20 protein-coding genes are annotated in these 24,316 nt (G+C 71.8%); 12 read left to right on the forward strand and 8 right to left on the reverse strand.

Going from position 1 to position 24,316, the window contains the following annotated elements; genetic code table 11:
• Positions 1-9 precede the first annotated feature (9 nt).
• From AB0K05_RS10670 to AB0K05_RS10695, 6 genes are all read left to right on the forward strand, one after another.
• Positions 10-1,530, forward strand: coding sequence for an AMP-binding protein (locus AB0K05_RS10670; protein WP_148033405.1), 1,521 nt, complete (start codon positions 10-12; stop codon positions 1,528-1,530).
• On the forward strand, positions 1,530-2,342 hold the full coding sequence (locus tag AB0K05_RS10675) for a fumarylacetoacetate hydrolase family protein (RefSeq protein WP_271276956.1): 813 nt from the start codon (positions 1,530-1,532) through the stop codon (positions 2,340-2,342). The genes AB0K05_RS10670 and AB0K05_RS10675 overlap by 1 nt, the downstream gene beginning before the upstream one ends.
• 143 nt (positions 2,343-2,485) lie before the next feature.
• Positions 2,486-3,736: an ABC transporter substrate-binding protein gene (locus AB0K05_RS10680; protein WP_364228407.1), complete on the forward strand. Its 1,251-nt coding sequence runs from the start codon at positions 2,486-2,488 to the stop codon at positions 3,734-3,736.
• Positions 3,737-3,794: 58 nt separating this feature from the next.
• The gene (locus tag AB0K05_RS10685; RefSeq protein ID WP_148033402.1) at positions 3,795-4,670 is read left to right on the forward strand and encodes a branched-chain amino acid ABC transporter permease; all 876 of its coding nucleotides are present in this window, start codon (positions 3,795-3,797) and stop codon (positions 4,668-4,670) included.
• Positions 4,671-4,689: 19 nt separating this feature from the next.
• Positions 4,690-6,540 (forward strand): branched-chain amino acid ABC transporter ATP-binding protein/permease, encoded by a 1,851-nt coding sequence (locus tag AB0K05_RS10690; RefSeq protein ID WP_364228409.1) that lies wholly within the window; start codon positions 4,690-4,692, stop codon positions 6,538-6,540.
• Positions 6,527-7,255 (forward strand): ABC transporter ATP-binding protein, encoded by a 729-nt coding sequence (locus tag AB0K05_RS10695; protein ID WP_148033400.1) that lies wholly within the window; start codon positions 6,527-6,529, stop codon positions 7,253-7,255. The genes AB0K05_RS10690 and AB0K05_RS10695 overlap by 14 nt, the downstream gene beginning before the upstream one ends.
• Here the strand turns inward: AB0K05_RS10695 and AB0K05_RS10700 are convergent.
• Positions 7,252-7,947: a TetR/AcrR family transcriptional regulator gene (locus AB0K05_RS10700; RefSeq protein WP_271276959.1), complete on the reverse strand. Its 696-nt coding sequence runs from the start codon at positions 7,945-7,947 to the stop codon at positions 7,252-7,254. The two genes, AB0K05_RS10695 and AB0K05_RS10700, sit on opposite strands and share 4 nt — an antisense overlap.
• Before the next feature lie 115 nt (positions 7,948-8,062).
• Here AB0K05_RS10700 and AB0K05_RS10705 point away from each other — a divergent pair, with 115 nt between their 5' ends.
• The 3 genes from AB0K05_RS10705 to AB0K05_RS10715 are packed head-to-tail and all read left to right on the forward strand — an operon-like array spanning position 8,063 to position 10,220.
• Positions 8,063-8,416, forward strand: a complete 354-nt coding sequence (locus AB0K05_RS10705) for a YrdB family protein (protein WP_148033398.1) — start codon at positions 8,063-8,065, stop codon at positions 8,414-8,416.
• 2 nt (positions 8,417-8,418) lie between these two features.
• Complete coding sequence (locus tag AB0K05_RS10710) at positions 8,419-9,330, forward strand: NAD-dependent epimerase/dehydratase family protein (RefSeq protein WP_148033397.1); 912 nt, start codon at positions 8,419-8,421, stop codon at positions 9,328-9,330.
• Complete coding sequence (locus AB0K05_RS10715) at positions 9,327-10,220, forward strand: Gfo/Idh/MocA family oxidoreductase (protein WP_364228412.1); 894 nt, start codon at positions 9,327-9,329, stop codon at positions 10,218-10,220. The genes AB0K05_RS10710 and AB0K05_RS10715 overlap by 4 nt, the downstream gene beginning before the upstream one ends.
• On the opposite strand, the gene AB0K05_RS10720 is transcribed toward AB0K05_RS10715, so the two are convergent.
• Both AB0K05_RS10720 and AB0K05_RS10725 read right to left on the reverse strand, forming a co-directional pair.
• On the reverse strand, positions 10,201-11,022 hold the full coding sequence (locus tag AB0K05_RS10720) for a hypothetical protein (protein WP_148033395.1): 822 nt from the start codon (positions 11,020-11,022) through the stop codon (positions 10,201-10,203). The genes AB0K05_RS10715 and AB0K05_RS10720 overlap by 20 nt on opposite strands.
• Positions 11,023-11,160: 138 nt before the next feature.
• A complete protein-coding gene (locus AB0K05_RS10725) occupies positions 11,161-12,417 on the reverse strand; it encodes a Glu/Leu/Phe/Val dehydrogenase (protein ID WP_281429576.1) in 1,257 nt (418 codons plus the stop codon).
• Between the two features lie 236 nt (positions 12,418-12,653).
• On the opposite strand from AB0K05_RS10725, the gene AB0K05_RS10730 reads away from it, so the two are divergent.
• Positions 12,654-14,210 carry an alkaline phosphatase D family protein gene (locus tag AB0K05_RS10730; RefSeq protein ID WP_148033393.1) on the forward strand — a complete coding sequence of 519 codons (1,557 nt, stop codon included), beginning with the start codon at positions 12,654-12,656 and terminating at the stop codon, positions 14,208-14,210.
• A 42-nt stretch (positions 14,211-14,252) separates the two neighbouring features.
• On the opposite strand, the gene rocD is transcribed toward AB0K05_RS10730, so the two are convergent.
• From rocD to AB0K05_RS10745, 3 genes are all read right to left on the reverse strand, one after another.
• Positions 14,253-15,461 carry an ornithine--oxo-acid transaminase gene (rocD, locus tag AB0K05_RS10735; RefSeq protein WP_148033392.1) on the reverse strand — a complete coding sequence of 403 codons (1,209 nt, stop codon included), beginning with the start codon at positions 15,459-15,461 and terminating at the stop codon, positions 14,253-14,255.
• Position 15,462: 1 nt separating this feature from the next.
• Positions 15,463-16,260, reverse strand: coding sequence for a dimethylargininase (gene ddaH / locus AB0K05_RS10740; RefSeq protein WP_364228415.1), 798 nt, complete (start codon positions 16,258-16,260; stop codon positions 15,463-15,465).
• Positions 16,261-16,381: 121 nt separating this feature from the next.
• Entirely contained in the window at positions 16,382-16,867 is a 486-nt protein-coding gene (locus AB0K05_RS10745) for an Lrp/AsnC family transcriptional regulator (RefSeq protein WP_148033390.1), read from the reverse strand.
• A gap of 96 nt (positions 16,868-16,963) precedes the next feature.
• Between AB0K05_RS10745 and AB0K05_RS10750 the strand changes: the two genes are divergently transcribed.
• Together AB0K05_RS10750 and AB0K05_RS10755 are read left to right on the forward strand one after the other, a co-directional pair.
• A complete protein-coding gene (locus AB0K05_RS10750) occupies positions 16,964-19,306 on the forward strand; it encodes a GH1 family beta-glucosidase (RefSeq protein WP_333485751.1) in 2,343 nt (780 codons plus the stop codon).
• 83 nt (positions 19,307-19,389) lie between these two features.
• The gene (locus tag AB0K05_RS10755) at positions 19,390-20,568 is read left to right on the forward strand and encodes a hypothetical protein (RefSeq protein ID WP_219549712.1); all 1,179 of its coding nucleotides are present in this window, start codon (positions 19,390-19,392) and stop codon (positions 20,566-20,568) included.
• A 5-nt stretch (positions 20,569-20,573) separates the two neighbouring features.
• Here AB0K05_RS10755 and AB0K05_RS10760 read toward each other — a convergent pair whose 3' ends face one another.
• On the reverse strand, positions 20,574-21,980 hold the full coding sequence (locus AB0K05_RS10760) for a glycoside hydrolase family 16 protein (RefSeq protein WP_148033387.1): 1,407 nt from the start codon (positions 21,978-21,980) through the stop codon (positions 20,574-20,576).
• A gap of 146 nt (positions 21,981-22,126) precedes the next feature.
• The gene (locus AB0K05_RS10765) at positions 22,127-22,846 is read right to left on the reverse strand and encodes a vWA domain-containing protein (protein ID WP_364228419.1); all 720 of its coding nucleotides are present in this window, start codon (positions 22,844-22,846) and stop codon (positions 22,127-22,129) included.
• Positions 22,847-24,316: the final 1,470 nt, after the last annotated feature.

Consider the following 24,316-nt stretch of genomic DNA (forward strand, 5'->3'; position numbering starts at 1 on the left):
GGCAGGAACATGCGCACTACCGCTGATTTTCTCCGGCTGAACCGGCGCCGCTACCCCGAGCGCACGGCCGTGGTGGACGAGAACTCGCGTGTCACCTACGCCGAGCTGGCCGACCGGGCCTACGCGGTCGCGGCCGGACTGCGCGCCGACGGTGTCCGGCGCGGCGACACCGTGGGCATCCTGGCGGGCAACTCCATCTTCGTCGTCGAGGCGTACCTGGGCGTGCTGTGCGCCGGGGCGGTGCCGGTCATGTACAACTGGCGCTGGGCCACGCCTGAGCTGGTGTTCGGGCTGAACGACTCCCGGGCCGAGGTGGTCCTGGTCGACCAGGAGTGGGTCGCCTCGGTGAAGGCGGCGCAGGAGACCGGCGAGCCTCGTCACCTGCGCCGCGTGGTGGTGGAGGGCCCCGACTACGAGGCCTACCTGGGTGAGCCGGTCGAACCCGAGCTGACCGGCGACATGGACGCCACCAACGTCATCATGTTCACCGGCGGCACCACCGGCTTCCCCAAGGGCGTGGTGCTGTCCGAGCGCAGCGCCGTCGGCAACGGGCTGAACGAGATCATCGACACCGACATGGAGCACTCGGACGTCACGCTCCTCATCGCGCCGATGTTCCACGCCGCGTCGCTGCTGTGCTGGTTCGTGCCGCACCTGATGCTGGGCGCCACGTCGGTGCTGATGCGCCGTTTCGACGAGCGCCAGGTGGGCGAGGTGGTGCAGCGCGAGGGCGTGACCAACGGCTTCCTGGTGCCCAACATGGTGCGCAGGCTGCTCGCCGCGGGCGTCTTCACCGACTACGACTGGTCCGGCTACCGGCGCATGTACGTGGGCGGCGCGATCTTCAAGATGCCCGACAAGACCGCCGTCCGCGACGCGCTGCCGCACGTGCGCGTCTACTACCAGTACGGCCTGACCGAGGGCGGGCCGATCGTCACCCGGCTGCGCCCGGAGGACATGTTCAGGGAGGACGTCGACGGCTCGATCGGCCGCGAGTTCCTGCTCACCGAGGTGCGCCTGCGTGCCCTGGACAGTGACGACGAGGTGCCGCCGGGGACCGTCGGCGAGATCACCGTGCGCGCCCCCAACATCATGGACGGCTACTTCGGCAGGCCCGCGGAGACCGCGCAGGTGCTCAACGCGGAAGGCTGGCTGCGCACCGGGGACCTGGCCTCGCAGGACGAGAACGGCTACTTCTACTACCACGACCGCGCCAAGGACATGATCAAGACCGGTGGCGAGAACGTCTACTCGGCCGAGGTCGAGCGGGTCCTCTACACGCATCCGGGGATCAGCGAGGCGGCCGTCATCGGCCTGCCGAGCACGGAGTGGGACGAAGAGGTGTGCGCCGTGGTGGCGCTCAAGGAAGGCGCCGAGCTGGGCGCCGACGAGCTGAGGGACTACTGCCGAGCGCGCCTGGCGGGCTACAAGATCCCCAAGCGGATCGCCTTCGTGCCGGCGCGTGACATGCCGGTCAACGACAGCGGCAAGATCATGAAGACCCGGTTGCGGTCGATGGAGCTGTTCTGATGCGCTGGGCCACGCTGCGCACGCCTGACGGCACCCGCGCGGCCCGTCGCGAGGGTGACGTGTACGTCCTGCTGGACGCGCCGGACGTGGGGGCGCTGCTGCGCCGCCCCGATCCGGCGCGCGCGGCCGAGGTGGGCCAGGTGCCCGTGGGCGAGGCGGACTGGGCGCCGCTGGTGACAGGCCCGGCCAGAGTCGTCTGCGTGGGGCTGAACTACCGCTCGCACATCGAGGAGATGGGCCGCGAGGCGCCCGAGCACCCCACGCTGTTCACCAAGTTCGCCAGCACGCTCACCGGCGCCCGCGACGACCTCGCCATCCCTTCCGACAGCGACCAGGTCGACTGGGAGGCGGAACTGGCGGTCGTGGTCGGCCGCCCGCTGCGGCGGGCCGATCCGGGCGAGGCGCTGGCGGCGATCGCCGGCTACACCGTCGCCAACGACGTCTCGATGCGCGACTGGCAGTGGCGGACCAGCCAGTGGCTGCCGGGCAAGGCGTTCGACGCCAGCACGCCGCTGGGGCCCGAGCTGGTGACGCCGGACGAGGTGGACCACGCCCGCGACCTGGAGGTCACGTGCGAGGTCGACGGCGTGGTCCGCCAGCGCGGCCGCACCTCCGACCTGGTCTTCGACGCGGCCGCCGCGCTGGCCTACGTCAGCCGGTTCACCGCCTGGGAGCCCGGTGACGTGCTGCTCACCGGCACGCCGGGCGGGGTGGGGGCGGCGTCGGGGCTGCGGCTGGTGCCGGGGTCGGTCCTCACCACGCGGGTCGACGGGCTCGGGACCTGCGTGAACCGGTGCGTCGCGGACTCCTGACCGGCCGGCAGGTCTCCCGCCGGTAACGATTCCGGCCCAGCGAAAAAGGGCCTTTAAGCAATCAGAAATCACATGGTACGTTGAGCGAACGGTCGTTCGTTCGTGTAGAGCGCCTCTGGCGACCGCCCGGAAGGGAGAATCTGGTGAAGTTCGATTCAGCGTCTGAGGGCCGGCCGCGCCCCCGGCGGTGGCGGCTGGCCGCCGCCGCCCTGGTGCCGCTGCTCCTCGCCGCCTGCGGCGGCAATGGACAGTCCTCGGGCGACGCCGCGTCCGAGCCCTACCATCTGGGCGTGCTGGTCGACCTGACCGGCTCGTACGCGGCGCTGGGCGAGGCCGAGAAGACGGCGACCGAGGCCTTCGCCAAGAAGGTGAACGCCGAGGGCGGCATCAACGGCCGCCGGCTCAAGCTGACCGTGGTCGACGGCCGCAGCAGCGAGTCCGACGCCGTGAGCGGTGTGCGCAAGCTGCACAGCGAGGGCGCGCTGGCCGTCATCGGGCCCAGCGGCACCAGTGCGAGCATCGCGATCAAGCCGATCACCGCCAGCCTCAAGATCCCGGCGATCGGCATGGCCTCCGGCACGGCGATCGTCGAGCCGATCGAGGAGGCCAAGTGGATGTTCAAGAACTTCCCGGACATCACCCGCTCCACCAGGGCCATGCTGTCGTTCGCCAAGGGCCTCGGCGCGAAGTCCGTCTCCGTGCTGGCGCCGAACAACGCCTACGGGCAGCAGCAGTCCAAGGCCGTGCCGGAGCTGGCCAAGGAGTACGGGCTGACCGTCGCGGGCAGCGAGCTGCACGACCCTGACGCCACCGACTTCGTCCCCCAGCTCACCAGGCTGAAGGGCGCGGCCCCCGACAGCGTCATCGTCTACGGCGTCGTCCCCGGCAGCGCGGTCATCGGGCAGAACGCCAAGCAGATCGGCTTCGACGCCGAGTTCATCTACGAGCCGGGCTCCGCCTCGCCGGACTTCATCAAGGTCGGCCAGGACGCCGTCGAAGGCCGCTACGTGGTGGGGACCAAGGCGCTGGTGGCCGACAGCATCGCCGAGGACGACCCGCAGTACCAGGCGGTCAAGGACTTCGTCGCGGCGTACGGGGCCGAGCCGACCCAGTTCGCGGGCAACGGCTGGGACGCGATCACGATGTTCACCGAGGCCATCAAGAAGGCGGATCCGGACCTGTCGGACCTCGACGCGGCCCGCACAGCCATCCGCGACGCGCTGGAGAACCAGCTCGGCGGCACCGCGGCCGTGAACGGGATCTACCGCTACTCACCGACCGACCACTCCGGCCTCGGAAGCGAGGGGCTGGCACTGCTGCAGGTCAAGGACGGCGCCTTCCGCTACGCGGGAGGCCTGACCGAGACCGGCGAGGTCGTCCTCGACCAGGAATGACAAACCCGGGCGGCCGGTCCCCCCTCCCGGCCGCCCGCCTCCGCTCAGAGGCAGGAACATGAACTCGCAGGACCTCCTCCAGGTGATATTCACCGGGGTCACCAACGGGTCGATCTACGGCGCGATCGGGATCGGTTTCGTGGTGATCCACCGGATCACCGGCGTGATCAACTTCGCCATGGGCGACCTGGCCCTGGTCGGCGCCTTCGCCGCCGTGGTGCTGGCCAAGCTCGTGCCGCTGTGGCTGGCCGTCCCCCTCGGCATCCTCGTCGCGGCGGCGGCGTCGATGGTCGTCTACACGCTGGCGGTCCGGCCGCTGCGCAAGAAGGCGCTCCTCGTCCAGGTCATCGCGACCCTCGGGGTGGCGATCGGGGTGCGTTCCCTGCTGCAGATCATCTTCGGCAGCGGCGCGTACCAGCTGGCGCCCTTCACCGCGGGGCCGGCGATCAACGTCGGCGGCGCCACCATCGCCCGCCAGGCCCTGTGGGTCGTGGCGCTGACCGTGGTGATCGTCATCCTGCTGACGGTGTTCTTCGAGAAGAGCATGCTCGGCCGGGCGGTGACCGCCTGCGCCGTCAACCCGTTCGCCGCGGGCGTGGTCGGCATCAACGTCGCCCTGATGGCCGCGCTGTCGTTCGGTCTCGCCGGCGCGGCCGCGGGCACCGTGGCGATCGCGCAGACGCCGCTGTCGGTCATCACCGTGCTCGGCGGGCTCGCGCTCAGCCTCAAGGGTTTCGTGGCGGCGATCCTCGGCGGCCTGGACCGCATCGGGCTGACCGTCGTCGGCGGCGTCATCCTCGGGCTGATCGAGGCTGCGACGACCATCTTCGCCGGGTCGCTCTACACCACGCTCGCGGGCCTGACCCTGCTCCTCGCCCTGCTGATCTTCCGGCCGGCGGGACTGACCCGGCTCCGGGTGTCGACGCGGGTCTAGCGATGACAAGGAATCTGCCGTGAACTCACTCCGTAAGCACCGCACGGCCATGGGCGTGGCCGCCGCGATCCTCGTCATCGCGCTGGGCCCCCTGGCCGTCGACGACACCTACACCCAGGGCCTGATCGTCAACTTCGGCATCGACGCCGTGCTCGCGCTCGGCCTGGTGCTCCTGGTCGGCTACGCCGGGCAGTTCTCCCTGGCCCAGGCCGCCTTCGCCGCGATCGGCGCGTACGGCTCGGCCATCGGCACCGTGCGGCTCGGCTGGCCGCCGCTGGTGTCCATGGTGGTGGCGGCGGCGGTGGCCGCCCTGCTCGTGTACGCCATCGGCCGGCCGATCCTGCGGCTGCGCGGGCACTTCCTGGCGATGGCCACCCTCGCCCTCGGCGAGATCCTCTACCTGCTGCTCACCAACTCCGAGGATCTCGGCGGCTCGTCGGGCTTCGGCGGCATCCCGCCGTTCTCGGTGTTCGGGCTCTCCTTCGACGACCAGCGTGCGCAGGTCTACCTGGTGCTGGTCGTGCTGGCGCTGGGGCTCTGGTTCGCGGTGCGGATGAAGTCCAGCCGCGAGGGCCGCGCCCTGCGGGCGCTGCGCATCAACGAGACCGTCGCCTCCGCCCACGGCGTCGACGCCGCCCGCGCCAAGACCAAGGCGTTCGTGCTGAGCGCCGTCTTCGGCAGCGTCGCCGGCAGCCTGTACGCGCACACCATGATGTACGTCAACCCGGCGCCGTTCGGCGTCATGCACTCCGTCGAGATCCTCGTCGTGGCGGTCATCGGCGGCGTGCTGTCGCCGTGGGGACCGCTCGTGGGCGCGGCGGTGCTGACGCTGATCCGCGAGGCCAGCACCAGTGTCATCCCCGGGGTGCTCGGCGAGGGCGCGGTGGGCGCGGGCGAGGAGTTCACCGTCGGCCTGCTGCTCGTCCTGGTGCTCGTGCTCATGCCGGAAGGCGTCGTGGGCGCACTCGGCCGCCTGCGCGCCAGGCTCCTGCCGGCCAGGTCCGTCGCCGACCCGGCCCCGGCCCAGCCCTCGGCCCCGGTCACCGCCCCGTCGCCCGCTCGGAGTCCCGGACGGGTCCGCCTTCAGGTGTCCGGCCTGACCAAGCGGTTCGGCGGCGTCGTCGCCGTCGGCGACGTGGACCTGGTGCTGCACGACTCGGAGATCCTGGGCGTCATCGGCCCGAACGGCGCCGGCAAGAGCACGCTGATCAACCTCCTGTCCGGCGTGCTCACCCCCACCGAGGGGCGCATCGAGTTCGACGGCGAGGACGTCACCCGGGCGCCCGCCCACAAGGTGGCCGCCAAGGGACTGGCCCGTACCTTCCAGACGCCTGTGGTGTTCGGCGGCATGAGCGTGCTGGAGACCGTCCTGGTCGGCACCTACACCGTCGGCCGCGCGGGGATCGCCCGCTCGGTGATCCCCACCCCCGGCGTGCTGCGTGAGGAACGGCGGCTGCGCGAGGCGGCCGAGGCGGCGCTGGCCCGCTGCGGGCTGGCGCACCTGGCCGACGTGGAGGCCGACCAGCTCTCGCTCGGCCACCAGAAGGTGCTGGAGATCGCCCGCGGCCTGGCGGGCCGGCCGGCCGTGCTGCTGCTCGACGAGCCGGCGGCCGGGCTCAACCGCGCCGAGAAGCAGCGGATGGCCGCCCTGCTCAGGGAGCTGCGCGCGGAGGGCATCGCGCTGCTGCTCGTCGAGCACGACATGGAGATGGTGATGGAGCTGGTGGACCGGGTGCACGTCCTGGAGTTCGGCAAGACGCTGCGGGTCGGCACGCCGGACGAGGTCCGCTCCGACCCCGAGGTGATCCGCGCCTACCTGGGCGTCGACGAGGACGAGGACGAGGAAGGAGCCATCCGTGTCGATCATTGAGGTGAGCGGGCTCCGCTTCTCCTACGGGCCGGTCGAGGTGCTTCACGGCATCGACCTGCGGGTGGACGAGGGCGAGATCGTCGCGGTCATCGGCCCGAACGGCGCGGGCAAGACCACGCTGCTCAACGTGCTGGGCGGGGCGCACCGCTCCAGGTCCGGCACCATCGCGCTACGCGGCGAGGACGTCACCCGCGCCTCCCAGGACTCGCTCGTGCGGCGAGGGCTCTCGCTCGTCCCCGAGGGGCGGCAGATGTTCTCCAGCATGACGGTCGACGACAACCTGCTGCTCGGCACGTACGCGCGGCGCCGGGAGGTCGACGCCGACGGTCTGCGGGAGATGGTGTTCGAGCTGTTCCCCCGGCTCAGGGAGCGGCGCGACCAGCTCGCCGGCACGCTGTCCGGCGGCGAGCAGCAGATGGTGGCCATCGGGCGGGCGCTGATGTCGGACCCGTCGATCCTGCTGCTGGACGAGCCGAGCCTCGGCCTGGCGCCGCAGTTCGTCAGCCTGATCATGCGCACGATCCGGCGGCTGCGCGACAACGGCCGCACGGTGGTGCTCGTCGAGCAGAACGCCAAGGCCGCGCTCCGGCTCGCCGACCGGGCGTACCTGCTGGAGCTGGGCACCGTGCACGTGACGGGCCCGGCCCGCGAGCTGGCCCAGGACCCGCGGGTGGTGGCCGCCTACCTGGGCGGCGGTGACAACGCCGTCGCCTAGCGCAGGCCCATGAGGGCGGCCAGGGTGCGCATCGAGTGGTCGAAGGCCGTGCGCCTTTCCTCGATGGCGTTGTTCAGCTGGCCGAACAGTTCGAAGCTGATCCACCCGTACAGGGCGGTCCAGGACGTGAGCGCGCGGAACATCAGCTCGTCCGGGACGCCCGCCATGATCGTGCGCAGGTTGTCCGCGTCCGCCCTGAGCGCGTCGGGGGGGAGCGGCCGCAGCGGGGGCGGGTCGACGGCGTCCGCCTCGTGCGCCTCGCGCAGGGTCGCGCCGAGCACGGTCACGTCGCGCAGCCGGGCCGGGACCGTGTCCTGCGGCGCCTGGTAGCCGGGCACCGGGGAGCCGTAGAGGAGCGCGTACTCGTGCGGGTGCGCCAGCGCCCAGTCGCGCAGGCCGTGGCAGGCGGCGAGCCATCGGCCGAGGTAGTCGTCGCGCGGGCAGGCGGCGTCGGCCCGCTCCACGGCCTCGCCGAGCGCGTTGTAGCCCTCGATGATCAGCGTGGTGAGCAGGTCGTCGCGGCTCGGGAAGTAGCGGTAGATCGCCGAGGACACCATGCCCATCTCGCGGGCGACCGCGCGCAGCGACAGCCCGCCCGCGCCCTCGGTGGCCAGTTGGCGGCGGGCGATGTCGGTGATCTCCCTGGTGAGCTCGGCTCTGACCCGCTCTCGCGCGGTACGGCTCGCTGTCATGCCCAGCACGTTACCAGAGCGCACGCCGGAAACGAGAGCACTGCTCTTGACGATGGCCGCTCTCTTGAGAGAGCATTGCTCTCGTAAGGGAACGGCAGTCACTCAGGAGGTCGTCGTGCTCCCCATCGCCAAGGGCGCCAACCTGGCGCTGATGTTCTTCCTGGAGCTCGGGGTGCTCGTCTCCGCCGGCTACTGGGGGTTCACGCTGAGCCAGCACTGGGGCGTGAAGCTCCTCGCTGGGCTCGGCGCGCCCGCGCTGTTCGTCGCCGCCTGGGCCCTGTTCGGGGCGGGAGGCGGCGCCAACGCCGTCATCCCGCTCACCGGCCTGGCGCGCGCCGCGCTGGAGATCCTCTGGTTCGGCGGCGGCGCGCTGGCGCTCTACGCGGCCGGCGCCGCCGTTCCCGCCGGGGCGCTCGCCGCCCTCTTCGTCGTCAACGCGGTCCTCCGCATCGTCTGGAAGCAGGTCTGATCATGGGCAAGCACGTCGTCGTGGGTTCCGGCCAGGTCGGTGCGCATCTGGCACGCGAGCTCCTGGACCGGGGTCACGAGGTCACCGTGGTGACCCGGTCGGGAAGCGGTCCCGAAGGAGCCGTCAAGGTGGCGGCCGACGTCGCCGACCGGCGCCGCCTCATCGAGATCACGAAGGGCGCGGACGTCCTCTACAACTGCGTCAACCCGCGCTACCACCGCTGGCTCACCGACTGGCCGCCGATGGCCGCGTCGTTCCTGGCCGCGGCCGAGGCCAGCGGCGCGGTGCTGACGATCCTCGGCAACCTCTACCCGTACGGCCCGGTCACCGGCCCGATGACCGAGGACCTGCCGCTCGCCTCAGCCAACCCCAAGTTCCGGGTACGGGCCCGCATGTGGGAGGACGCGCTGGCCGCGCACCGGGCCGGCCGGATCCGGGTGACCGAGGTGCGCGGCTCCGACTACTTCGGCCCCGGCGCCACCGACCAGTCCTACCTGGGCACCCGGTTCCTGCCCGCGCTCAAGGCGGGCAGGACCGTCCAGGTGGTCTGGCCCCTCGACGTCCCGCACAGCTGGACGTACCTGCCCGACGTGGCCAGGGCGCTGATCGTCGCCGGGGGCGACGAGCGGGCGTGGGGGCGGCCCTGGCACGTGCCGACCGCGGAGCCGATGACGTTCCGCCAGGTGGGGGAGGAGATGGCCCGGCTGCTCGGCCGGCCCGCGCCGAGGATGGTCCAGCTCCCGTGGCCGCTGGTGCGGGCGGCCGGGCTCTTCCAGCCCATGATCGGCGAGCTGCGGCACGTCCGCTACCAGTTCGTCGCGCCGTACGTGCTCGACTCGTCCGCCTTCCAGCGGACCTTCGGGGTCGCTCCGACCCCCGTCGGCGAGGCGTTCAAGGCTACGCTCGACGCGTGAAGACCGCCCTGATCGGCCTCGGCGACATCGCGGAGAAGGCCTACCTGCCGGTGCTGGCCGCCCATCCCGGGCTCGACCTCCACCTGTGCACCCGTGACCGGGCCAGGCTGCGCCGCCTCGGCGACGCCTACCGGGTCGACCGGCGGTTCACCACGGTGGACGAGGTGGTCGAGGCCGGGGTGGACGTGGCGTTCGTGCACGCCGCCACCCCCGCCCACCCGGAGATCGTGGAGACGCTGCTGTCCGCGGGGGTGCACGTGTACGTGGACAAGCCGCTGGCCGACAACCTGGGCGACTGTGAGCGGCTGGCCGCGCTGGCCAGGGCCGGGGGCAGGTCCCTGATGGTGGGCTTCAACCGCCGGCACGCGCCGGGCTACGCCGCCCTGGCGGAGCTGCCCCGGCACCTGGTGCTGATGGAGAAGAACCGGGAACGCCTGCCGGGCGCCCCGCGCCAGGTGGTCTTCGACGACTTCATCCACGTCGCCGACACGCTCAGGTTCCTGGCGCCGGGCGAGGTCACCGGCACCCGCTTCCGCACCCGGGTGAACGGCGACGGGCTGCTGGAGCACGTCGTGCTGGAGCTGTCCGGCGACGGCTTCACCGCCATCGGGGTGATGAACCGGGTGAGCGGGGCCTCCGAGGAGAGCTGCGAGGTGATGGGCGACGGCGTCAAACGCCGCGTGGTCAACCTCGGCGACGTGGTCGACTACGCCGGCGGCGAGACGCTGCGGCGGCGGCCCGACTGGGTGCCGGTCGCCCGTCAGCGCGGCATCGAGGCGATCTGCGCGGAGTTCCTGGCCGCCGTCGGCGGGGGCCGCCTGGTCACCGCCGACGACGCCCTGGTCACCCACGCGCTCTGCGAGGAGATCGTCACTTCGATCGGAGCATGATCCGGTCGGCCTGCTCGTACATCCGGGTGAACGTCCTGCTGCCGAGCCGGCTGAGCACGGTGAAGCCCTTGTCGTCGCGGAGCGGGCTGGAGGAGGAGACGACGCCGGCCACCCCTCCCTCGTACAACGCGGGGCCGCCGCTGCCGCCGGCCGCCGCGTGGCAGTTGCGGGTGACCAGCACGCCGGGCCCGCGTTCCTTGCCCTCCACCGCGTCGCCGACGCAGCGGTACATGCGGTTGCCCGGATACTGCTTGCCCGCCGGGTAGCCGAGCAGTTCCAGCCCGCGCAGCGGGGTGCCCCTGCGGGTCGGCAGCGGGCGCAGCCCCCGCCCGGTCAGGTCCTCCAGCCGGCCGCGCGGCTTGGCCGACACCCCGGCCAGGCCGACGTCGTACGGCAGCAGGTCGGGCCCGAAACCCCGGCCGCGCCAGCGGGAGGGCACCCACGTGCGCTCCACCGGCCACACGCCCTCGACCGGCCGGCCCTGGTCGTAGCCGGGCAGGAACGCGAGCTGCTCCAGCATCCGGCCGTGGTTACGCAGGCAGTGCGCCGCCGTCAGCACCAGGCTCCGGCTGCGGGAGCGCACCACGGTGCCGCCGCACGTGATGTGGCGGCCCGTCTCCCGGTCGCGGCCGACCAGGACGCCGGTCAGCCGCCGCGTGCCCGTATAGGGCCGCGGCACGGGGGCGTAACCCAGCCGGTCGCCTTGGGGCGTGAGCACCTCCCGCGCCGGGATGTTACGCCGCGGGACCTCGGCGACGCCGGAGGGATCGAGCAGGGCCAGACAGAGCACCAACCTCAACACCCACCTACTTCTAGCAGGAAACGATCAGCGCCCTGACCAGCGACATCAAGGTTTACCCAACCTGGGTACTTCTCACCCCCGCGGGGGTACGGCCTGCCCGTGGACCCGGCCAGGGCAGGCCTGCCCGGCGTACCGGCTCTACGGGTAGAGGCCGCGCATGCGGTGGGCCTCGGCGACCCGGCCGACGCCGATGACGTGCGCCGCCTCGCGGAGGGTGAGGTCGCGTTCGGCGGCCACCGACTTGACCTCGCCGTACGCGCTCTCCATCATGTCGCGGAGCTTGCGCTCGATCTGGCTCTCGCTCCAGGAGCAGGCCTGGATGTTCTGCACCCACTCCAGGTACGACACGATCACGCCGCCCGCGTTGGCCAGGATGTCAGGCACGATCGTGGTGCCGTTGGCGGCCAGGACGCGGTCGGCCTCCGGCGTGGTGGGCCCGTTGGCGCCCTCCACGATCAGGCGGGCGCGTATCCGGGGCGCGTTCGCCTCGGTGATGGCGCCCTCCAGCGCGGCCGGGACCAGCAGGTCCACGTCCAGCTCCAGCAGCTCGTCCAGGCCGAGCGCGTCGGCGTCGCGATAGCCGCGCACCTGCCCGGACTCGGCGACCCAGGCCCGCAGCCCGGCGACGTCGAGGCCGTCGGGCGCGTACACCGCCCCGGTCACGTCGGAGACCGCGACGACCTTGCAGCCCGCGTCGGCGAGGTACTGGGCGGCTCCCGCGCCCACCTTGCCGAAGCCCTGCACCGCCACCGTCACGCCCTCGGGCGAGCGGCCGAGCGCGGACAGGGCGGCGATCTGCACGCCGCGCGAGGTGGCGCCGGCCCGGCCCAGCGAGCCGCCGAGCGGCATCGGCTTGCCGGTGACGACGCCGGGCACCGCGTAGCCGGCGTTGACGCTGTAGGTGTCCATGATCCAGGCCATGGTCTGCTCGTCGGTGCCGACGTCAGGGGCCGGGATGTCCTTGTCCGGGCCGATCAGCGGCAGGATCTCGTTGACGTAGCGGCGGGTGAGCCGCTCCAGCTCGCGGGTGGTGTATCCGGCGGGGTCGACGGCCACGCCGCCCTTGGCGCCGCCGTACGGGATGCCGACCAGCGCGCACTTCCACGTCATCCACATGGCGAGCGCGGTGACCTCGTGGATGTCGGTGGCCGGATGGAAGCGGATGCCGCCCTTGGCGGGGCCGCGCGAGACGTTGTGCTGGACCCGGAAGCCCTGGACGACGTCCATGCTGCCGTCTTCGCGACGGACCGGCACCGCGACGGTCAGCGACCGGCGGGGCGTGGCGAGCATCGCGCGGAGCCCGTCGTCGAGCCCCAGCCGCTCGGCTGCGCTGCCGAGTTGGAAGTGAGCGGATTCGAGGGCCTCCTGGCCCGCGCTGATCTGTGCCGGCGTCATTGACGGCACCATGACACTCATGGAAGAGCTTCCTCCTGTTATGTACGCCCGTTACCGGGTAAGGCGCCGTTGCCTATAACCCATTTGGGCGTTCTTGTACGGATCATCCTAGAGCGGGGGGAATATCTAATGTGTGATCTCCTTGCGATCCAAGCCGCTGATCCAGATGCTTGGAAGGTGCCACTCTGGCAGGCTTGTGGCCCGGAGTGCGCCGAACTGTCGAAGTGGAGGGTGTGATGCCCGAACTGGTGGTCGGGCCGATGCTGCGGTACGTCGATTCTGCCAGCGCTTCGATTTTCGTGGAGACCGACGAGCCGTGCACGGTCCACATCGAGGCCGCAGGCGGCTCGTACGAGTCGGAAACCTTCACCGTCCACGACCATCACTACGCGATCGTCGACATAACGGAGCTTTCCCAGAATGTCGGCTCCTATGCCGTCACTCTCGACGGTGAGCGGGTGTGGCCGCTGGAAGGCCGTCCGCCCAGCCGGATCCGGCTCATCCCGCCCGACGGGCCCGCGCGGCTGATGTTCGGCTCCTGCCGCACGACCGCGCCGCACGACACGGCGCACCTCCTCACCCACGGGTACGACGTGCTGCGGTCCTACGGCTGCCATCTGGCCGAGGCCGGTGACGAGGAGTGGCCCGACCTGCTTTTGCTCCTCGGCGACCAGGTCTACGCCGACAACCCGTCGCCGGAGATGCTCGACTACATCCACGCGCGCCGCGACACCGAGCCGAAGAACGAGATCGCCGACTTCGAGGAGTACGCGGAGCTCTACCGCAGGGCGTGGACCGACCCGGACATCCGGTGGCTGCTGTCGACCGTGCCCAGCGCGATGATCTTCGACGACCACGACCTGCGCGACGACTGGAACACCTCGAAGACCTGGCGCGAGCAGATGGCCGAGACCGGCTGGTGGAGCCGACGGGTGGTCGCCGGGCTCGGCGCCTACTGGGTCTACCAGCATCTCGGCAACCTGTCCCCGCAGGAGCGGGCCGCCGACCCGCTGCTGCGCAAGCTGCTCGACGGCGGCGGCGACGGGGCGGCCGAGCTGGACGCGTTCGCCTCGCAGGCCGACGCCGAGCCGAGCAGCAACCGGTGGAGCTACTCCCGCGACCTCGGCCACGCCCGGCTCATCATGATCGACACCAGATGCGCCAGGCAGCTCACCCCGGGCGACCGCCGCATGCTCGACCCGAGCGAGTGGGCCTGGCTGGAGGAGGAGCTCGCCAAGCCCGCCGAGCGGCTGATCATCGGCTCGTCCATCCCGTTCCTGCTCCCCGAGGGCGTGCACGGGGTGCAGAACTGGAACGAAGCCCTCTGCGACGGCGCCTGGGGCCGGCCGGTGGCGCGCGTGTCCGAGTCCTTCCGCCAGGCCGTCGACCTCGAACACTGGGCGGCCTTCCGGCGCTCGTTCGAGGACCTGTCGAAGCTGCTGGCCGCGCTGGGCAAGCCGGTGCTCATCCTCTCCGGCGACGTGCACTACTCCTACGTCGCCAAGGCCCGCACCGGCCCGATCTACCAGATCGTCTGCTCGCCCATCCGCAACCCGCTCAGCCGCCTGCTGCGCTGGGCCAACGTGCTGACCCAGTTCGGCGTCGCCACGCTGATCGGCGGCCTGCTGGCCCGCTCGGCCCGGCTGCCGCGGCCGCCCTTCCGGTGGCGGATCGTCAAGGGGCCGTGGTTCCAGAACGCGGTCGCCACGCTCACCTTCCCGGGCTCCGAGGCCACCTGGTACGAATCCACGGGCGACGACGTACGGAAGATCGCCACGTTACGGCTGGAGTGAGCCGCCGAGTCCGCGCGCCCGCGGGCGCGCGGACTCGGCGGGTCAGCGCAGGGAGTCGACCGTCTCGGCGAGCCGGTCGAGCGCCCAGAGGAGGTCCTCCTCCGAGATGACGATCGGCGGCGCGAGCCGGATCGTCGACCCGTGCGTGTCCTTGGCCAGCACGCCGCGCGCCATCAGCGCCTCCGACACCTGGCGGCCGGTGGCGAGCGACGGGTCGATGTCGACGCCCGCCCACAGGCCGCGCCCGCGCACCGTCACCACGCCGTGGCCGACCAGCTCGCGCAGCCGCGCGTGCATGATCCCGCCCAGCTCGGCCGCCCTGGCCTGGAACTCGCCGGTGCGGAGGATCTCCACGACCGCGCTGCCGACCGCGCAGGCGAGCGGGTTGCCGCCGAACGTGGACCCGTGCTGACCCGGCTTGATCACGCCGAGCACGTCCTCGTCCGCGGCGATCGCCGACACCGGCACCACGCCGCCGCCGAGCGCCTTGCCCAGGACGTAGATGTCGGGCACGACGCCCTCGTGGTCGCAGGCGAAGGTCCTGCCGGTGCGGCCCAGGCCCGACTGGATCTCGTCGGCGATCATCAGCACGTTCTGCTCGGTGCAGATCTCCCGCACCTGGGTGAGGTAGCCGTCCGGCGGCACCAGCACCCCGGCCTCGCCCTGGATCGGCTCGACGAGCACCGCGACCGTGTCGTCGTCGATGGCCGAGCGGATCGCGTCGGCGGACCCGTACTTCACGATCGTGAAGCCCGGGGTGTAGGGGCCGAAGTCGTCGCGGGCGTCCGGGTCGGTGGAGAAGCTGACGATCGTGGTGGTGCGGCCGTGGAAGTTGTCCTCCATCACCACGATGTTGGCCTTGTCGCGCTCGACGCCCTTGACCAGGTAGCCCCACTTGCGGGCGACCTTGATCGCGGTCTCCACGGCCTCGGCGCCGGTGTTCATCGGCAGGATCATGTCCTTGCCGGTGAGGTCGGCCAGCCCGGCGCAGAACCGGGCGAACTGGTCGTGGTAGAAGGCCCGGCTGGTCAGGGTCAGGTTCCTCAGCTGCTCCTGGGCCGCCGCGAGGATCTTCTCGTTGCCGTGGCCGAAGTTGAGCGAGGAGTAGCCGGACAGGAAGTCGAGATAGCGCCTGCCCTCGACGTCGGTCACCCAGGCGCCGTGCGCCTCGTGGAGGACCACGGGCAGCGGATGGTAGTTGTGCGCGCTGCGGCGCTCGCTTACTTCGATCAGCTCCGCGCTGGTGGTCATGTCAGTTCTCCCCCCTGATCTCGAGTGTGCAGCACTTGGGGCCGCCACCCGCCTTGCGCAACTCCGACAGATCGACCGGAACCACCTCGTACCCACGTCGCTTCAGCTCTAGCTGGAGATCGCCCGCCTCGGCGTTGATCACCACGTTGACGCCGTCGCTGACCGCGTTGAGCCCGAGCACGGCGGCGTCGTCGGCGGTGGCGAGCACCGCGTCGGGGAACAGCCTGCGCAGCACCTCCCGGCTGCCTTCGGAGAACGCGCCGGGGTAGTAGGCGACGTTGCGGCCGTCGAGCGGGAACAGCGCCGTGTCGAGGTGGTAGAAACGCGGGTCCACCAGCCGCAACGAGATCACCGGACGGCCCAGGAACTCCTGGGCCTCGTGGTGCGCGGCGACCCGGGTGCGGAAGCCGGTGCCGGCCAGGACGAGCTCGTCCATGGTGAGGAAGTCGCCCTCGCCCTCGTTCACGTGCTCCGGCTCCAGCGTCGGGTAGCCGCGCTCGGCGAACCAGCGCAGGTAGGCCGGCCCCTCGGCGGCCCGCTGCGGGAACGCGAACCGGGCGCCGTACACGCGGCCGCCGACCACCAGCGCGCCGTTGGCCGCGAACACCATGTCGGGCAGACCTTCGATCGGCTCGATCAGGCTCACCTCGTGCCCGAGGCTCTCGTACGCGGCTTTGAGGCCCTCCCACTGCCGGATCGCCACGGCGCGGTCGGCGCTCGCCGCGGGATCCATCCACGGATTGATCGCGTACTCGACCGCGAAGTGCTCCGGCGGGCACATGAGAAAGCGTCTGGGCATGCAGACTCCGTCGTCTTCGTCAGAGTGTTTCCCCATGTCAGGGGTCGAGCACAGCCTAAGAACGCCCCTTACGCGGCGGAAGAGGGCGGGATTGCGCGCGTGTGAAGTTCTGTTGCGAGTATCAGCCGGGGACGTGTGATCCGTTGCGCGCGTCCGGCAACGTGGTGCCGGGAGGGCTGTCGACCAGCCTCGACAGCACGATCGCGCTCTTCGTCCGCACCACGAACGGCTCCGCGGCGATGCGCTCGATCACCCGCTCCACATGGCGCACGTCCGTCGCCCTGATGTGCAGCAGCGCGTCGGCCTCGCCGGTGATCGTGGCCGCGCCCACCACCTCCGGATAGCGGGCCACGGCCAGCGCGATGTCGGACGGTTTCGTCTTGCCCTGGCAGAACAGCTCGACGTACGCCTCGGTGGTCCAGCCGAGCGCGGCCGGCGCGACCATGGCGCTGAAGCCGGTGATCGCGCCGCTCTCGCGCAGCCGGTCGACCCGCCGCTTGACCGCCGACGCGCTCAGGCCGACTTCCTGCCCGATCTCGGCGTAGGTCTGCCGGGCGTCCTCGACGAGCGCGGCGATGATGTCACGGTCCAGCCGATCCAGTTCCACGGGCTCTGTATATCGCCAACGTCGTGTGGCGCGCGACGATCGAACCGGGGCAAACTGGCCCCTTCGATGGGGCATGGCACGGGGAGTGGGCAAGTGATGAGCAGAGGGACGTTCCCTGATCGTTTCGTGTGGGGCGTGTCGACCTCCGCGTACCAGATCGAGGGCGCGAACGCGGAAGACGGCCGGGGGCCCTCCATCTGGGACGCGTTCTCCGACTCGCAGGCCGCCTGCGACCATTACCACCGCTACCCCGGCGACGTGCGGCTGATGAAGGATCTGGGCGTGGCCGCCTACCGGTTCTCGGTGAGCTGGCCGCGGGTCCTGCCCGAGGGCTCGGGCCGGGTGAACACGGCCGGGCTCGACTTCTACGAGCGGCTGGTCGACGAGCTCCTCTCGGCAGGCGTCACCCCGTACGCGACCCTCTACCACTGGGACCTGCCGCAGGCGCTGGAGGACCGGGGCGGCTGGCCGGAGCGCGACACCGCGCTCCACTTCGCCGACTACGCCCGGGTCGTGCACGAGCGGCTGGGCGACCGGGTGCACACCTGGTTCACGCTGAACGAGCCGTGGGTGGCCGCGTTCCTCGGCTACGGCGCCGGGGTGCACGCGCCCGGCCGGAAGTCGGCCGCCGACGCCTTCCGCGCCGCCCACCACATGCTGCTCGGGCACGGGCTGGCCGCCTCGGCGCTGCGCTCGGCCGGCGCGGCCAGGGTCGGCGCGGTGCTCAACTTCGCGCCCGTGATGACCCCCGGCCAGGTCACCGACCCGGCCAGGGAGCTGTCGGAGGAGGACGCCGACGCGGTCGCCAGGATCGACGAGCTGGTGCACGGGCAGTTCCTGGAGCCGATGCTGCGCGGACGCTACCCCGAGCGGCTGCTGGACGTCGTGGAGTCCGCCGCCGGGCTCGGCCACGTCCGCGACGGCGACCTGGCCGTCATCGCCCAGCCGCTCGACATGCTCGGCGTCAACTACTACGCGCCCAGCGTGGTGCGCGCCCAGCCGGGCGAGCCCGCCGACCCCGTCTACCCGGGCAGCGACGGCGTCCTGTTCTGCACCGTGCCGACCGCGGTGACCGCGATGGGCTGGCCGATCGTGCCCGGCGCGCTCACCGTGCTGCTGCGCCGGCTGTCCCGCGAGTACCCCGACCAGGAGCTGATGATCACCGAGAACGGGGCCGACTTCGTCGACACCGTGACCGCCGACGGCATCCACGACGTCGACCGCGTCAGCTTCGTCGAAGAGCACCTGCGGGCCCTGCTCGCCGCACTCGACGAGGGCGCCAAGGTCCGCGGCTACCTGCTGTGGTCGCTGCTCGACTGCCTCGAATGGGCCGACGGCTACCAGCGCAAGTTCGGCATCGTGCACGTCGACTTCGCCACCCAGCGGCGCCGCCTGAAGGACAGCGCCCTGTGGTACCGCGACGTGGTGCGCCGCAACGGGCTCGGCGACGGCCGGCCCAAGCGGCCCACCCTGGAGACCGTCGCCGCCCGGGCCAAGGTCTCCAGGGCCACCGTGTCCCGCGTCGTCAACGGCGACGCCGCGGTCAGCCCCGAGGTCCGCGAGAACGTCCTGCGGGCCGTCAAGGAGCTGGGCTACGTGCCCAACGCCGCCGCCCGCAGCCTCGCCACCCGCCGCACCGACACGGTCGCGCTCGTCCTGTCCATCCCGCGCCCCGACGACGCGCTCACCGCCGCCGTCGTCCAGTACGTGACCAGCGTCCTGGAAGGGGCGGGCAAGCAGATCACGCTCATGCTCGCCGACACCTCCGAGAGCCACCGGCGCATCGTCCGGCACGTCGAGGCCGGGCTGTCCGACGGGGTGGTGCTGCTCCCGACGGACGGGGCCGACCCGCTCGCCGAGCGGCTCGCCCGCACCGACGTGCCGCTCGTCCTGCTCGGCCGGCCGGCGATCAGCTCGCTCGTGCCGTACGTGGACGCCGACAACACGGGGGGCGCCGCCGCGGCCACCGAGCACCTGCTGCGGCAGGGGCGCAGGCACATCGGCCTCGTCTGCGGCCCCACCCACCTGGTCGCCGTCCAGGACCGCATGGCCGGGCACCGCGACACGCTCCAGCGGGCCGGACGGCTGCCGCACGTCGCGCTGGCCGGCGACACGGCCGAGTCCGGCGCGGCGGCCCTCACCCGGCTGCTGTCCGACGAGCGCCGCCTGGACGCCGTCCTCGCGACCTCCGACCACCTGGCGATCGGTGTGCTCAGGGCCGCGGCCGAGGCCGGGCGGCGGGTGCCGGACGACCTGGCGGTGGTGGGCTTCGGCGACATCGAGGCGGCCGCGTACACCACCCCCGCGCTGACCACCGTACGGACGCCCGCCTCCGACCAGGCCATGGCCCTGGCCCGGCTGATGCTCTCCCGCCTGGAAGGCCGCCACGCCACCCCGGTGGTGCTCCCCGCCAGGCTGGTGACACGCTCCAGCGGCTGACCGGCACGGAGCGACGGTCCGGGAGGGCGTGGGGCGGTTAGCATCGAGGGACAGTGTCGTCCGGAGGGTCGTCTGGAGGCCCGATGCGCCTGTCACGCCGCCGTCCCACGCAGCCCGACGAGCCCGCGCAGGTCATCCGCGTGGCGCCCGCGGTCGCGTACGACGGAGACCTCTACCACCTGCCCGACTGGACGGCGCGCCGCGACGCCGAGCGCGAGCTGGGGCGGCGGCACGCCGCCGACGGCCAGATCGACACGCTCACCCTGCAGACCGGCAGCGTGCCCCGCTTCCACGAGCTGGAGGACGAGCGGCTCGGCGAGCTGGCCCGCATCGAGGACCTCACCGAGCGGGAGCTGCGGCAGGCGCGCGCCGCGCTCGAAGGGCAGAAGATCAGGCTGGCCGAGTCGCAGCGCGCCTTCGCCGCCGCCCGCGCGGCGCTCGACGACACCCGGCCACGGGTCGCCGAGCTGGAACAGCCCAGCCGCCGCCCCGGCGACGGCCGCCCCAGCTCGATCGCGATCTCCGGCAGCCGGTGGCCCGTCGTGCGCCGCTGGCTGCCCGCCGCGCTGCTGCTGCTCCTGCTGGTGATCGTCGAGGTGCCGATCCTCTACCAGGTGATCCTCGACTGGGGCGACAGCGTCGCGATGACCGCGCTGCTCGCCGCGGGCGCCGCCCTCATCATGCTGGTCGCGCCGCACATGTACGGGCGCGCGTTCCGGTCCTGGCAGGAGCACGGCGGCTCGGCCAAGGGGCGCTGGCTGCTGATCGGCGTGGCGCTGGTGTGGCTGGGCTTCATCGTGGCGGTGGCCGTGCTCCGGCGCGACGCGCTGGTCCGGCCGCTCGTCGTGGACGGGGAGGAGATCGGGCCCACCGCCGAGGGGGCCGGCACGCTGCCCACCATGGTGCTGCTGCTGGCCCTGCTGATCGCCACCGCCCTCATCGCCGCCGACCTGGGCCGGCGCATGCACAACCCGAACGACCGGACGCTGCGGGAACTGCGCGCCAAACTGGACGCCGAGTCCAGGGCGTTCGCGACCGCGCAGGGCGTCTACCAGCAGGACGCCGGATACGCCGAGAGCATCGCCCAGTACGTGGAGTCGGTCGACCGGCGGCTGGCCGGCCGGACCCGGCAGCTCGACCGCGGCTTCGACAGCCTGGCCACCGCCTACCTGGGCGGGGTGGTGGAAGGGTTACGGGACCCGGAGGCGGCGAGCTGGGCCGAACGGATCGTGGCCAGGCGCCGTGCGGCGCCCGGCCGGTGATCCCCTTAGGTGGTGGAGAAGGTGAACCAGTTGACGTTCACGAAGTCGGCGGGCTGGCCGCTGCTGAACGTCAGGTAGACGGTGTGCGTCCCGGTCGTCGGCGTGATGTTGGCCGGGACCGTGCGCCAGCTCTGCCAGCCGCCGGTGTTCCCGATCGCGAAGTCGCCGATCGGCGGCGCCGTCGGGCTGCCCAGCCTGACCTGGACGAGCCCGCTCACGCCGGCGCCCGCCCCGGAAGCCACCCTGGCCTTGAACTGCTGGGCCGCCGTCGAGCCGAACCGGACGTTGTCGAAGCGGAGCCAGTCGCCGTTGCGGATGGCGCCGACGTTCTGCCCGCCGCCGGAGTCCGTGGTGGTCTCCGTGATGGTGCCCGACTGGGCGCTGTAGCCCTCGGCCTGGATGGTGGAGCGCGCGTCGAACCCGTCACCCGGGGGGTCGGTCGGCGGGTCGGTCGGCTGGGTGCCGGTGCCGCTCTGCCACACGGCCACGTAGTCGACCAGCATCGGCCGGCCGGACACGGTCGCGGCGGTCGGCGTGCCGAAGCCCGCCACGCCGTTCGGGAAGGCGCCGCCCATGGCCACGTTCAGCAGCAGGAAGTAGCCGGCGTGACCGGTCATGTTGTTCCACGTGGTGGCGTCGAGCTGCGACTGGCTCACACTGAAGAACTGCTGGCCGTCCACGTACCAGCGCAGCTGGTTGGGGCTGACGCTGCGGTCCCACTCGAAGCGGTAGGTGTGGAAGGACGACTGGCAGGTCGAGCCGGGGCAGGCGCGGCTGCCGCCGATGCCCTGGGTCTCGTTGCACGGGCCGCCGGGGTTGACGCCGCAGTGGAGCACGGCCCAGACGGTGTTGAGGCCGTTGACGTTCTCCATGATGTCGAACTCGCCGATGGCCGGCCAGTTCCAGTAGTTGCCCCGGTAGGGGGAGCCGAGCGCCCAGAACGCGGGCCAGTAGCCGAGCGCGGCGTCGCCGGTGACGTTCGGCATCTGGATGCGGCCCTCGATGCGCAGGATGCGTCCGTCGGCGGGCTTGAAGTCGGAGCGCCGGGTCTCGATGCGGCCGGAGGTCCACTCGCCGTTCGAGCCGCGCAGCGGGGTGATGCGCAGGTTGCCGGAGCCGTCGAGGCTCAGGTTGGCGGGGTTGGACGTGTAGTTCTGGATCTCTCCGGTGCCCCAGTTGCCGGGGCCGCCGGGGTAGCCGTGGCCGGTGTCGATGATCCAGTTGCTGGACGAGGGCAGCGAGCCCGACGAGCCGTTGAAGTCGTCGGCCCAGACCAGCGACCAGCCGGACGGGGTGGCCGGGACGGAGGCGGCGGCGCTCGTGGCCACCTGGACGAGCAGGCCGCCGACGGCGGCCAGCGCCACGGCGGCGGCCGCTATGCGGCGGCGCACCCTGGACGGTGGTGATGTCATCACTGCTCCTGGGGGGAAGGGAGGCGGAGTGAAGAGAGCGCTCTCACGCCGAACGAAAACACAGTTCCTTACCTGTTGTCAACAATCGTCACCGCAGGCGTTGCAGGAAGGTGAACAGTCCGGCATGCTGTGAGAGAGCGCTCTCCCTACAGGAGGTCGGCGGCCGTCGTGCCGGCCGCCTCGAACGCCTCTGCCCAGAACGCCTCCAGCAGCGGGAACCGGTCCGGGTTCGCCGTCCGCTCCCGCAGGAACCCGTGCACCGTCACCGCGTACCCGCCCATGCCGGGCAGCAGTCCGGCCCGCCGCAGCTCCTCGACCTTCCGCTTCCGCGCCGCTTCGCCCAGCTCCAGGCGGTTGATGTTCAGCTCGCCGCGGTTGTTGCTCAGATCGCTGAACACGATGAGCCGGTGCTCCTTGTCCGGCTGCCGCCGCGCGGTCATCTGCTTCACCATGTACCGCAGCGCGCCCAGCACGTCCGAGCCCTCGCCCTCCGCGGGGCAGTCGAACAGCCGCACCGCCCTGGGCACCACCTCTTTGATCCGGTGCGTCCTCACCCGTTCCTCGACGACCGGGTTGTCGTTCGGGTTCTCGGCGCGGGTGGCGGCCACGGTGACCGGGTCCTCCCGGCACGAACTGCTCTCCGACGCGCCGGTGACGGCGGCGAACCCCACCCAGTCGCACTCCTGGGCGAACTCGGGCAGCTTCGAGGTCACGTCCTCACGGGACGTGGCGGGCTCCGCGTAGCTCGTGGAGTCCACCACCACCCCGCACACCGCCCCCGCGTCCGTCCCGCACCCCGCCACGCCACCGGCCACCAGCGCCGCGACGCCGAGCACGGCCACCCCTCTGCTCCCTAACCCGGCCAACGCCGCTCCTCTCCGTCGCCGTCACGTGGTGTGCTGGGCGATGCGGCGCTCGGGTCGCCGAACGCCTCCCGCCATGGATAGGTCCGCCGCTGCCCTCTGGCGCGGTCCTGTCCGGTTGGAGTGCTTGTTGCGGTGGTGTCTTGTGTGGGTGGGGTGTGTGGTTCGGCGGCGCGGTCGTGTGCCGGTGGGGTGCCTGTTTCCGTGGCGCGGTCGTGTGCCGGTGGGGTGCGTGTTTTTGCGGTGCGGTCGTGTCCCGGTGTGGTGCCTGTCTCGGTGGCGCGGTCCTGTGCCGGTGGGGTGCGGTTGGTGTGGTCCTGCTTGCGTGTCTCGGTGGCGTGGCCCGGTCCGGGATGGACGTCGGTTTCGGCGTCCTGGTGTGGTTCCTGCGGGCCGTCGTCGGCTGGCTCGCCGACGTCGCTGTCCGTACGAGGGGAGCCGGGCCCGGCGCTCGCCGGCCCGTCGGCGGAAGCCTCAGAGTCGTCATGCCCTGGATGCTCATCGCTCGTCGGCGAAGGCGTGAGGGCGTCGGTCTCGCGGGTCTCCACCGCCTCGCCTGGTACGTAAGCGGTCTCGTGCAGGGGATCCGGGGAGGGGTGGGCGGCTTGCGACGGTGACGGAGCCATGCCGGAGGTACCTGCCGGAGGATACGTGACCTCTGCAGGGTCCGTTGCCGTACGTAAGGAAGAGACGGCTTCTGGAAGAGACGTGGGGGATCGGTCCATCGTGGGCCGGGCGGCTGGCGGCGGGGATGTGGTGGCGGTTGGGTCCAGCGCGGGGTGGGTGTTCTCAGGCGGGGAGACGGTGGAGGCCGTCTCGGGTCGGGCGGCTGGCGGCGGGGATGGGGTGGCAGTGGGGTCCACCGCGGGATGGGTCTCCGGCGAGGAGACAGTGGCGGCCGTCTCGGGTCGGGCGGCTCGCGGCGGAGATGGGGTGGCGGTGGGATTCAGTGCGGGGTGGGTGGTCTCCAGCGGGGAGACGGCGAGGGCCGTTTCGGGTCGGGTGGCTTGGGATGTGGTCGCGGTGGGATCCGCCGGGAGATGAGTGGTCTCCGGAGGGGAGACGGTAGGGGGCGTTTCCGGTCGGGTGGTTTGGGACGGGGATGTGGCGGGGGTCGGGTCCGCCGGGGGTTGGGTGGTCTCCTCCGGAGATGTGGTGGGGGTGGGGGTCGGGTCCGCCAGGGCTTGGGCGGTCTCCGGTGGGGATGCGGTTGGGGTGGGGTCCGCTGGGGGTTGGGTGGTCTCCCCCGGAGATGTGGTGGGGGTGGGGGTCTTTGTGGGTTTGGTGGCTTGCGGCTGGGATGTGGGGGCGGTGGAGTCCGTCAGGGAGTGGGGGGGTTTCGGAGGAGATGGGGTGGTGGGGGAGTGGTCTGCTGGAGGTTGGGGGGACTGTGTGCGGCGGGGTGGTTCGAGCGGGGGGAGGCGGAGGGCTGGGGGCAGTTCGTGGGGGAGGACCTTGGTGTGCCAGTCCGCT

This window comes from Nonomuraea sp. NPDC049486, from assembly GCF_040676925.1.
Lineage (GTDB): Bacteria > Actinomycetota > Actinomycetes > Streptosporangiales > Streptosporangiaceae > Nonomuraea > Nonomuraea ferruginea.

Coding starts and splice junctions, on each gene's coding strand:
- AB0K05_RS10670 (WP_148033405.1), top strand. CDS start 10: ATGCGCACTACCGCTGATTTTCTCCGGCTGAACCGGCGCCGCTACCCC.
- AB0K05_RS10675 (WP_271276956.1), top strand. CDS start 1,530: ATGCGCTGGGCCACGCTGCGCACGCCTGACGGCACCCGCGCGGCCCGT.
- AB0K05_RS10685 (WP_148033402.1), top strand. CDS start 3,795: ATGAACTCGCAGGACCTCCTCCAGGTGATATTCACCGGGGTCACCAAC.
- AB0K05_RS10700 (WP_271276959.1), bottom strand. CDS start 7,947: ATGACAGCGAGCCGTACCGCGCGAGAGCGGGTCAGAGCCGAGCTCACC.
- AB0K05_RS10710 (WP_148033397.1), top strand. CDS start 8,419: ATGGGCAAGCACGTCGTCGTGGGTTCCGGCCAGGTCGGTGCGCATCTG.
- AB0K05_RS10725 (WP_281429576.1), bottom strand. CDS start 12,417: ATGACGCCGGCACAGATCAGCGCGGGCCAGGAGGCCCTCGAATCCGCT.
- AB0K05_RS10730 (WP_148033393.1), top strand. CDS start 12,654: ATGCCCGAACTGGTGGTCGGGCCGATGCTGCGGTACGTCGATTCTGCC.
- rocD (WP_148033392.1), bottom strand. CDS start 15,461: ATGACCACCAGCGCGGAGCTGATCGAAGTAAGCGAGCGCCGCAGCGCG.
- ddaH (WP_364228415.1), bottom strand. CDS start 16,260: ATGCCCAGACGCTTTCTCATGTGCCCGCCGGAGCACTTCGCGGTCGAG.
- AB0K05_RS10750 (WP_333485751.1), top strand. CDS start 16,964: ATGAGCAGAGGGACGTTCCCTGATCGTTTCGTGTGGGGCGTGTCGACC.
- AB0K05_RS10755 (WP_219549712.1), top strand. CDS start 19,390: ATGCGCCTGTCACGCCGCCGTCCCACGCAGCCCGACGAGCCCGCGCAG.
- AB0K05_RS10760 (WP_148033387.1), bottom strand. CDS start 21,980: ATGACATCACCACCGTCCAGGGTGCGCCGCCGCATAGCGGCCGCCGCC.